Source organism: Dietzia sp. E1 (assembly GCF_014145015.1).
In the GTDB taxonomy this organism is placed as follows: domain Bacteria; phylum Actinomycetota; class Actinomycetes; order Mycobacteriales; family Mycobacteriaceae; genus Dietzia; species Dietzia cinnamea_A.
Genome location: NZ_JAALDU010000143.1, coordinates 1 through 7,651, shown reverse-complemented (window position 1 = coordinate 7,651; position 7,651 = coordinate 1). Strand labels below are relative to the sequence as shown.

The following is a 7,651-nucleotide window of genomic DNA, read 5'->3' as shown; positions in this document are numbered from 1 at the left end:
CGGCGGCGTCGGTGGGCACCGCGGTCGCGGCGGCCGGCGGCGGCGTGCTCGTCGTGATCGGCGTGGTGATCTGCGCGGTCGCGTTCCCGGCGTTCCTGCGCTACACCGTCCGCAGCGCGGTCGAGCGGGGCGCGAAGGGCTGAGCGGGCGCGCCGCGTCGGCTACCCGACCGCCGGGTACTGCGCGCCCTTGAGGAACCGCGCGAGATGCACCGCGTTCGACGAGAGCGTGGTGATGGTCGACGCCACGGCGGAGGGCGTCTCGTCGAGGTCCTTGTAGTCCACTGGGTTCATGGCCTCGTTGTTCCAGTAGGTGCAGCCCTGCGCCGGGATCGTGAAGCCGATGTCGTTGAGGCCCTGGAACATGTCGGCGACGATCTTGTGTGCGCCGTCCTCGTTGCCCACCACCGAGACCACGGCGACCTTGCCGAACATCGCCGGCCGGCCCTCGTCGTCGGTGGCCGACAGTTGCGCGTCGAGACGCTCGAGCACCCGCTGCGCGATGCTGGACGGGTTGCCGAGCCACGTCGGCGTGGAGAGGACGAGGATGTCGACAGCCCGGATCTTCTCGAGGATGGCGGGCCACTGGTCGCCGTCGCCCATGTCGTCGTCGACACCCGGGCGTACGTCGTAGTCGGCGACGCGGACGGTCTCACCGGTCACGCCGTGACCGGCCAACTCGTCGAGGATCTGTCGGGCGATGAGGTCACTGCTCGACTCGGCGGGAGAGGCCTTGAGCGAGCACACCAGTGCGAGGGCTTTCAGGTCCGTGTCCATGCCGCGCACGGTAGACCCGCCCCGCGCGCCGGACAACCGCTGTCGCGGGACCGCCTCCAGACCGGTGGAGGGTATCGGAGTCGACCCCTACGGTGGGGGCCACTCACGGACCGACGGGTGGAGAGGGCACGCGTATGAGCACGGACAGGACGGTGGCCGACCTCGTCGTCGAACGACTGGTGGCCTGGGACGTCGAACGGATCTACGGCTACGCCGGGGACGGCAACAACCCCCTCCTCGGCGCGCTGCGCCGCTCCGACATCGCCCCGACGTTCGGGCGCGCGCGGCACGAGGAGTCCGCCGCGTTCATGGCGGTGGCCGACGCCAAGTACTCGGGCGCGGTCGGCGTGGTGACGTCGACGCAGGGCCCGGGCGCGATGCACCTGATCAACGGACTGTACGACGCCAAACTCGACAGCGTGCCCGTCGTGGCGCTCGTCGCGCAGCAGCACACCAGCGTGCTCGGCTCCGGCTACCAGCAGGAGATCAACCTCGGCACCGTGTTCGCGGACGTCGCCGGCCCGTACCTGCAGACCGTCGCGTCGGCCGAGCAGGTGCCGCTGGTGCTCGACCGGGCGTTCCGGTCCGCGCTCACGCACCGCACGCCGGTGGTGGTCATCCTCCCGCACGACGTGCAGAACGCCCCCGCTCCGGAGCTGGGCGAGGACCTCGACCAGGAGCACGGGGTGGTGGTCACCGCGCCCGAGTGGACGCACGGGGTCACCGTCCCGCGTGACGACGACGTGGCGCGCGCGGTGGAGGTGCTCGACGCGGGGGAGCGGATCGCGATCCTCGCCGGGCGCGGCGCGGCCGGGGCGCAGGCCGAGCTCATGGAGCTCGCCGACCGTCTGGGCGCCGGTGTGACGATGAGCCTGTTGGGCAAGCCGTACGTCGACGAGTCGTCACCGTTGGTGGGTGGAACCATGGGGCACCTGGGGACGACGGCGAGCGCGCGCATCCTCCAGAACTGCGACACCCTCCTAATAGTCGGATCGAACGACCCCTGGACCGAGTTCTACCCGAAGCCCGGGCAGGCGCGGGCCGTGCAGATCGACCTGGACCCGGTACACCTGGCGAACCGGTATCCGATCGAGGTGGGCCTGGTCGGCGATGCCGCGCTCGCGCTGCGTGAGCTGCTCGGGCGGGTGGCGGATAAGGACCGCTCCGCCTGGCGTGGCGACGTCGAGACATGGGTGCGCCAGTGGCGCGAGATCTCCCGCGAGCGCTCCGAGGTGCCGGCGCGAGGGCTCAATCCCGAGCTGGTCGCGCGGCGGTTGGCCGACCACATGCCCCACGACGCGCGCCTCGCCGTGGACGTGGGCAGCAGTGTCTACCACTACGTGCGGCAGATGGATCTGCCCGCCTCCGTGCCCGCGCACCTGTCGTCGACGCTGGCCTCGATGGGCTGCGGCATCCCGTACGCGATCGCCGCCAAGGCCGCCGCACCCGCCAAGCCGGTGGCCGTGCTGGCCGGCGACGGCGCGGTGCAGATGCTGGGCATCAACGAGCTGATCACCGTCGCCGAGGCGTGGCCCGCCTGGGAGGACCCGACCATGGTGATCGTGGTGCTCAGCAACCGCGATCTGGCCGAAGTGAGCTGGGAGCAGAGGGAGAGTGAGTCGCAGCCGCGGTTCGCGCGGTCGCAGGAGGTGCCGGAGTTCGACATGGCCGCCTACGCCGAACTGCTCGGCCTGCGGGGGATCCGGGTCGAAGAGCCCGGCCAGCTGGTGCCGGCGCTCGAGGAGGCGTTCTCCGCGGACCGGCCCACGGTCATCGACGCGATCACCGATCCGGACGTCCCGCTGCTGCCGCCGTTTCCGCACGGCCGCGAGATGCTCGAGTCGATGCGCACCGGCCTGCAGGCCGAGGGCGCCGCAGGCGAGCACGCCCTCGAGCTGCTGGAGACGTACGCACGGATGGAGGAGGAGCGGTTCACGTGACGGGGATGAACGGACCAGGCCGACCCGACAACGACCCGGCGTTCCGGCCCGATGCCGAGGTGGAGCGCACGCCGCGGCGCTCGCGCCAGCCCGCGCTGACGGTGCTGGCCATCGTGGCGATCCTGCTGCTCGTGCTGGCAGTGGGGATCTTCGGCGGCATCTTCTAGGCGGAGGCCGACTGGGCAGCGGCTACGTGTTCATCCCACCGCGGGGGAGTAGGAGCGCTGCGACACCCATCGCGGTCCGTTCTCTGAGTACATCGCGGATACGCGAAAATGCTCAGCGAGCGTGTGCCGCTGCCTAAGATCTGGCGCACCCATGAAAGGTCCGATATGCGCTCTGCTCTTTTCGCTGCGGCGGCGGCCGTCCTGGTTCTTGCCGGATGTTCCGCTCAATCCGATTCGGAATCCGAAGCGCTGCCCACGCCGATCACCTCGAGTTCGGCTCCGGCTGGGCCCGCTGAAGTACCTATCGCTCTCGGGGAGGTGTTCACCATCAGCGGGCCGAGTTACACCGCTGGCGTCACGATCGAGCGAGTATTCGTTCCCGGGGCCTGCAGTGGGGCACCGGACGACTCTGTTGCCATTCAGGTCGATGTAGACGTGAAGTCCGGCGACGGGACTCGGGAAGTACTTAACACGGGCACGATCCGCGAACGCACGCGCGACGGCTACATCGAGAAGGAGCGGACGATCTCGCGGAGTTGCGGCGATATTGACGAGCTCGACGCCGTGAACGTCCAGACCGGTGACAAGTACCGAGGAGTCGTCTGGCTCAAAGACGACGTCGACCCTGAATCCGAGCTGCTGATCAACGCTCCGACTGGTGGCGGGCCGATTACCGAAGTTTTCGTATTGAATCTGAGCGACATCGAGATAGCAACAGACGCCCCGGCGCCACCAGCCGACGACGAACCTACTGCGCCGACAGCGGCCGCTGTACCGACAACGGCGGCGCCGACGGTCGTCGAGTGCCTGTTCGGGACCCCCGGGCCGTCTCGCATGTCAGACGGGACGATCCAGAACACCGAGTTCTGTGCCAATCAGCCGGGTGCAGCCGAGAGTCGATACCTGGAATCGAACTGCTCGGACATGGCGTGGCGTCAAGAGATGGGTTTCGAGGGCGACCGTCTGTGCGGGTCGTCCCTCTTTGAGGATGGAGCATTGGGCGGCAACTAGTCGGCTGGACTGATGAGAAGGTCCGCGTCCGACAACGCGCTGGCTTCCAGGAGTCATCCTCCGCGCGACCCGCGGCACCTTCACGTGCGCGGCGAAGGTCGGGAGTGCTCGAGCTCCCCCGCCAGGACTCGAACCTGAAATGCCTGAACCAAAATCAGGAGTGTTGCCAATTACACCACGGGGGAACGACCCTGACGGGCCGCTACCAGTCTGGCACACGAGCCCGGGCCCGCCGATGCGTACCTGCGCACCGGCGGGCCCGACTCGTTGTGATCTGCGGCGTCGCGGCCGCTCGACTCACGCAGAGACGGCGTCGGCGTTCGCCTCGCGGGTGAGCGGGGTGGCCGCGGCCTCCCGCCCGGCGAGGTGGCCGAACACCAGGCCCAGCGAGATGGTCCCGCCGGCGCCCGCGTAGAAGCCCTTGGTCGGGGCGCCTCCGGCATTGCCGGCCGAGTACAGGCCCGGCACGACCGAGCCGTCGCGGGTGAGTACGCGGCCCCGGGCGTCGGTGGCCGGGCCGCCGACCGTGCCGAGCGCGGAGGCGCGGACCTCCACAGCGTAGAACGGGCCCTTCTCGAGCGGACCGAGCGTGGAGGAGCGCGGCGCCTTCAGTACAGGGCGCATGATCGCCGCGAGCGGGCCGACGATCGCCTTGCGGATCGCCTCGGAATCGTTGGCCTTGGCGACCTTCGCCGCCGCCCGGTTGACGATCGGGGCGACCGCCTTGGCCACCGCGAACTGGGCCTTCATCGTGGCCGCGGGGAAGCGCGCCCCCGAGGAGAAGCGGCCGAGGAACGGCTTGAAGTCACCGAAGTAGCGGTCGAAGAGCGTCTCGCCGCGACCGAACCACGGATCACGGCCCGCTGCGGCCTCCGGGTTGAACTCGTCGACGGTCCGCAGCAGTCCGATCTCGTCCACGCCGAGCTTCTCGGCCAGGGCGCTCAGTGAGTCCGCCCGGTGGATGTACTCGGGCACCTCTCCGCCGGGGATCGCGCCGAAGAGCCCGTACTTCTCCCAGAAGTTCTGGTCGAAGACGAAGTACGCCGGGTCGTTCGTACCGCCGGCCTCCTCGTTGATCGCGCGCATGGCCGCACCGAACTGGTCGTACGGTAGGGCCTCGTTGGCGAACCGCTTGCCGGCCTTGTTGACGATGATCGAGTGCGGCAGAGACCGCTCACCCAGCAGTAGTCGGGCAAACGGGACCCCGTCGAGGGTCTCCCCGGGGATCTGCACTCCCGGCATCCACCAGGCGGCGTCCATCGACGTCAGCTCGGCGTCGACCTCCTCCGCGAGCTGCACGGCGATGCCCCGGTGGCCCTTCGGCGAGACGTGGGTGCCCAGCGGGCCGTCGAGGTACTCGGTGGTCATCTCGTCGGAGGTCTCGAACCCGCCCGAGGCGATGATCACGCCATGGTCGGCGCGAACCGTGTGCTCAGCGGTGCCGTCGGCGGCGGTGGCATCGCGCACGACCAGGCCGGCCACGGCGCCGTCCTCGATCACCAGTCGCTCGGCGGGGGCCTCGACCCGTACCTCAACGCCGGCCTCGAGTGCCGCCTCGAGCAGCGCGCCCACGAGGGCGGGCCCGGCCATCCACGAGGCCTCCTTCTTCAGCCCCGCCAGCGCCCAGAACGGCATGGGGTTCTTGGCCATGCCCGAGGCGAGCTCCGGGCGGACGTAGCGCGCCGCCTCGCCCAGGCCCTCGGCGTTGTACGGGCCGGGGAACAGGGCACGGCCGACGGAGGCGCCGGGGATGTCGGAGCGGTAGTCGGGCCAGATGACCGGGATCCACCCGAACTTGGTGTTGTCCTCGACGTAGCGGGCGACTCGCGGGCCCTCCTGCAGGAAGGTCTCCACCACCTCGGGATCGAGTGTCTCGCGCCGGCCTTCGCCGTACATGTAGGTGCGGGCGTCGTCGAGCGAGTCGCTCACGCCGAGTGCCTCGGTGGAGAAACCGTGGGCGGGGATCCACGCGGCGCCGGCCGATACGCCCGTCGCGCCGCCGACGATCTCCAGCGACTCGACGACCAGTACCCGCGCGCCGTCCCTGGCTGCGGTGAGCGCGGCGGTGAGTCCGGCGCCGCCCGAGCCGATCACCACGACGTCCGTGGTAGTGGGCAGTCCGTGCTCGGTGACGGTGCCGATCGTTCCCTTGTGTCCGGGCTGACGTGAAGCCATCGTGTCCTCCCTCATCGTTAGCGTTTGTGATACGTCACCTACTGTACGTGCGTTCGAGCGTGCGGGGCTCCGGGCGGACCACAAACGGGGGGCCCGCCCTAACCGGTTAGTCTCCTAAGCAACAGCGAGAGGTGGGACATGACGGGCGAGACCGCGCCGGCGCCGGTGCCGAGGACGAGGATGTCGGCCGCCAAGCGGCGGCAGCAGCTGGTCGAGGTGGGGCGACGGATCTTCGCCGAGAACGGCTACGACGCCGCCACGGTGGAGGACATCGCCGCCGCGGCGGGGGTCTCCAAGCCCGTCGTCTACGAGCACTTCGGCGGCAAGGAAGGCCTGTACGCCGTGGTCTGCGACCGCGAACTCGCCTACCTGGGCGCTGAGATCACCGAGGCGCTACAGGGGGAGGGTTCCCGCCGCCGGATCGAGCGGGCCGCCATGGCGTTGCTGCGCTACGTCGAGGAGCGCACGGACGGGTTCCGGATCCTGGTGCGCGAGTCCTCGCCGGCGGGCGGGAGTTCGTACTCGACCCTGCTCAACGACGCCACCTCGAGCGTGACGTACATCCTCGAGGAGGAGTTCGCCGCCCGCGGGTTCGATCCCGTCACGACGATCGTCTACGCCCAGGCGTTGGTCGGCATGGTGTCCGGCACGGCGCAGTGGTGGCTGGACGTGCGTACCCCGCCCAAGGAGGAGGTCGCCGCTCACATCGTCAACCTCTGCTTCAACGGCCTGTCGCACCTCGACCCGTCGCCCACCCTGGAGGCGGAGGTGTTGGCCAAGTACTCCGAGGAGAGCGGCCCGGGTGGGAACTCGGCCGGCCGCGACCTGCGTCCCGGGCCCGGACAGCCCTAGCCCCACAGAGCGGCCCGGGCGGCCCCGGCGGCGGTGGAGCGGAACGGGTTTGGTCGTAACCATCTCGGCTGACAGGCGGATTCCGCAAGATGGTGACGACCTTCTCGCAGATGATTACGACCAAGTCAGGGAGGGGCGCAGGTGCTGCCCTGCTGGGAGGGCGGAGGGCGCTGCCTCGCTCGCTGGGGGCTGGAGGGTGCCGGCGGGAGGCCGGAGGGCGCCGGACCGATCAGAGGTTCGCGAAGAAGTCGGCCCAGTAGAAGTCCCAGAACGCCCACAGGATGACGCCCGCCACGGCGAGGAACCACACGACCACCGGGACGAGGTGCCACTGCTGCAGAGTGCGCACCCACCGGGCCGCCGTGAGCTTGGCCAGCACGTGCAGCAGCGTGTACCAGAACATGGGGATGGTGGCGGCCCACACGACCATGCACCACGGGCACAGCACCTGGATCTCGAAGATGGACTGGAACGCCAGCCAGTGCACGAACCCGGCGGCGAACGTCAGGCCGAGCAGCGCGCCCACCCAGTACCAACGGGGGAACCGCACGCCGGAGGCGGCGGCGACGCCGATCGCGATCACGATGCCGTACCCGACGAGCCCGATGAACGGGTTGGGGAAGCCGAACGCCGCGCCCTGCTCCGAGTTGATGACGCTCTTGCAGCTCATGAGGATGGAGAAGTTGCACGCGGGCGTGTAGTCCGGGTTCTCCAGCAGCCGGATCTTGTC

Annotated in this window: 7 protein-coding genes and 1 tRNA gene; 4 read left to right on the top strand and 4 right to left on the bottom strand. The window is 69.6% G+C overall.

Annotation, left to right across the window (positions count from 1 at the left end):
* Positions 1 to 161: 161 nt before the first annotated feature.
* A complete protein-coding gene (locus tag G6030_RS06065; RefSeq protein WP_007630097.1) occupies positions 162 to 776 on the bottom strand; it encodes an NAD(P)H-dependent oxidoreductase in 615 nt (204 codons plus the stop codon).
* Between the two features lie 134 nt (positions 777 to 910).
* Between G6030_RS06065 and G6030_RS06060 the strand changes: the two genes are divergently transcribed.
* The 3 genes from G6030_RS06060 to G6030_RS06050 all read left to right on the top strand — a co-directional run bounded on the left by G6030_RS06060 (position 911) and on the right by G6030_RS06050 (position 3,894).
* Positions 911 to 2,716, top strand: a complete 1,806-nt coding sequence (locus G6030_RS06060) for a thiamine pyrophosphate-requiring protein (RefSeq protein ID WP_007630098.1) — start codon at positions 911 to 913, stop codon at positions 2,714 to 2,716.
* Positions 2,713 to 2,883 (top strand): hypothetical protein, encoded by a 171-nt coding sequence (locus G6030_RS06055; protein ID WP_175285270.1) that lies wholly within the window; start codon positions 2,713 to 2,715, stop codon positions 2,881 to 2,883. Before G6030_RS06060 ends, G6030_RS06055 begins: the two co-directional genes overlap by 4 nt.
* A 108-nt stretch (positions 2,884 to 2,991) precedes the next feature.
* On the top strand, positions 2,992 to 3,894 hold the full coding sequence (locus tag G6030_RS06050) for a hypothetical protein (protein ID WP_223210194.1): 903 nt from the start codon (positions 2,992 to 2,994) through the stop codon (positions 3,892 to 3,894).
* Between the two features lie 113 nt (positions 3,895 to 4,007).
* On the opposite strand, the gene G6030_RS06045 is transcribed toward G6030_RS06050, so the two are convergent.
* Together G6030_RS06045 and G6030_RS06040 are read right to left on the bottom strand one after the other, a co-directional pair.
* Positions 4,008 to 4,079, bottom strand: a tRNA-Gln gene (locus G6030_RS06045).
* Between the two features lie 112 nt (positions 4,080 to 4,191).
* Positions 4,192 to 6,069: an FAD-dependent oxidoreductase gene (locus G6030_RS06040; protein ID WP_007630103.1), complete on the bottom strand. Its 1,878-nt coding sequence runs from the start codon at positions 6,067 to 6,069 to the stop codon at positions 4,192 to 4,194.
* Between the two features lie 138 nt (positions 6,070 to 6,207).
* Here G6030_RS06040 and G6030_RS06035 point away from each other — a divergent pair, with 138 nt between their 5' ends.
* Entirely contained in the window at positions 6,208 to 6,921 is a 714-nt protein-coding gene (locus G6030_RS06035) for a TetR/AcrR family transcriptional regulator (protein ID WP_007630109.1), read from the top strand.
* 229 nt (positions 6,922 to 7,150) lie between these two features.
* On the opposite strand, the gene G6030_RS06030 is transcribed toward G6030_RS06035, so the two are convergent.
* The coding region (locus tag G6030_RS06030) for a vitamin K epoxide reductase family protein (RefSeq protein ID WP_182642508.1) at positions 7,151 to 7,651 on the bottom strand (501 nt) is incomplete at its 5' end.